Below are 1,640 nucleotides of genomic sequence, written 5' to 3'. Positions count from 1 at the left end.
GACAACAAAGAAGAAAAGGACGCTTACTAAGCCGAAACTACAAAAGCCTCGATTCTATTGACGAACCGTACAAAAAATTTCGGACTCAGTACGCACAACGCCTGCATAACACGTTTACTACTATGCGATTATACTTAATATTGACGCCTTAAAACGAGAAACACCCGGCAAACTGAGATTGCCGAGTGTAGTAAATCGTGTTGATGCATTTGTTAACCGTTTTGATATCAGTGGCTTGCTGCGTGATTCGCCGCTACACTTTCTAACCTTTCAGCTAACCAAACTTTAATAATCGATTGACGAGTTACACCTACACGATTAGCTTCACGATCTAATGATTCGATCATCCATGTTGGAAAATCAACATTTACTCGTTTTTGAGTTTGCATTGGACGCTTAGCTTTAGATAAATCTAGATCGCCTAAAATATCGTCGCCATCGTCAAACTTTGCATCAAATTCATTAGCTTTCATAAACCTTTACCTCACCTTTTCTTGAGCGTCGAACCGAAATTATTCGGATATTTTGACCTCGATATGTAATAACACCAGTCCAATGTTTACCATTAAGCATGGCTATTACGATATATCTTGGTTCATCGTGAGTATTTACTGGGATCTCTATTAAATCTGGGTCATTCCAAAGCAATTGAGCCACATTGAAATCCACACCATGTTTTTCAAGATTCGAGTTACTCTTAACTTCATCAAATTCAAAATTAACCATAGAGTTAAAAGTATACCATTATTACTCAAAAGGCAACTTTCGATGATGTTTCGAAAAGACGGTTAACGCCTGCATAACACGTTTGCTACGATACAGACTTAGCTGAATTTTAACGCCTTAATCACTGAAACTAAAGACAAACTGACAACGCCGAGTGTAGCAAATCGTGTTGATGCGATTGTTATAATTTGTGGTTAAGACAACATACATTCGTAGAAAATGACGCCATTACCACCCTCTTGAGTTGCAACAAAACCAACTTTCTCAAGTAACTTTGCCGAAACTACATTTCCAATATCTACGCCACCAATGATCTTTTCTACTAATTGGTTATCACGACAGTTTTTAAGCAAACCAAACAATAACTCACTACCGTAACCTTGATGCCAACTAGATTCAGCTAATAAATAACCTAAATGAGCTGTAGCATTATCTGATTCATAAAGGAAAACGAAGCCAATAATTGGTTCTAAACCTTTACGCTTAACTGAAAATAAATGGCTTTCTGCTACCATTTTCAAAAGCCAAACTTCAGCATCCAATTCAGTATTAATATCATGAAAATATGGAGGTAATGATTCAACAACCGAGGGAGAAAGTAAGCTAACAATTTCAGATAATAACTGTGATTTCATCAATCCTGACACCAAACAAGAGTCAACATTTGCAACCTCAAGTCTCGTTGTCGTAAATGCTATAGATTTCAACTTTGAGCTATTAATCATATCGTTACCTTAAAAAATTATAACGCCTGCATAACACGTTTGTAATGGTCAACAAAAACCGGACACCAAATCTCGTGTTTCTTTCTCATATTGGAGTGGTGACAAATAACCATTAGCGGTATGTGGGCGCAATCCATTGTAATACGCCAAGTAATCTAAAATACTTAGCTTAGCTTCTTTTTTAGTTTG

The 1,640-nt window shown here is 36.8% G+C and carries 4 protein-coding genes; all 4 read right to left on the bottom strand.

Going from position 1 to position 1,640, the window contains the following annotated elements; translation table 11 throughout:
* Positions 1 to 227: 227 nt before the first annotated feature.
* Positions 228 to 473, bottom strand: a complete 246-nt coding sequence (gene brnA / locus BTO22_RS13490; protein ID WP_065603886.1) for a type II toxin-antitoxin system BrnA family antitoxin — start codon at positions 471 to 473, stop codon at positions 228 to 230.
* Positions 463 to 726: a BrnT family toxin gene (locus tag BTO22_RS13485; protein ID WP_045032871.1), complete on the bottom strand. Its 264-nt coding sequence runs from the start codon at positions 724 to 726 to the stop codon at positions 463 to 465. Before BTO22_RS13485 ends, brnA begins: the two co-directional genes overlap by 11 nt.
* Positions 727 to 920: 194 nt before the next feature.
* Positions 921 to 1,451, bottom strand: coding sequence for a GNAT family N-acetyltransferase (locus BTO22_RS13480; protein ID WP_105055950.1), 531 nt, complete (start codon positions 1,449 to 1,451; stop codon positions 921 to 923).
* A gap of 48 nt (positions 1,452 to 1,499) precedes the next feature.
* Positions 1,500 to 1,640 (bottom strand): IS3 family transposase (locus tag BTO22_RS20425; RefSeq protein WP_146107556.1); only part of this gene is annotated, 141 nt, incomplete at its 5' end.

The organism is Aliivibrio sifiae, from assembly GCF_002954705.1.
In the GTDB taxonomy this organism is placed as follows: domain Bacteria; phylum Pseudomonadota; class Gammaproteobacteria; order Enterobacterales; family Vibrionaceae; genus Aliivibrio; species Aliivibrio sifiae_A.
The sequence above is the reverse complement of the archived record's forward strand: the minus strand, read 5'-3'. Positions and strand labels throughout refer to the sequence as shown.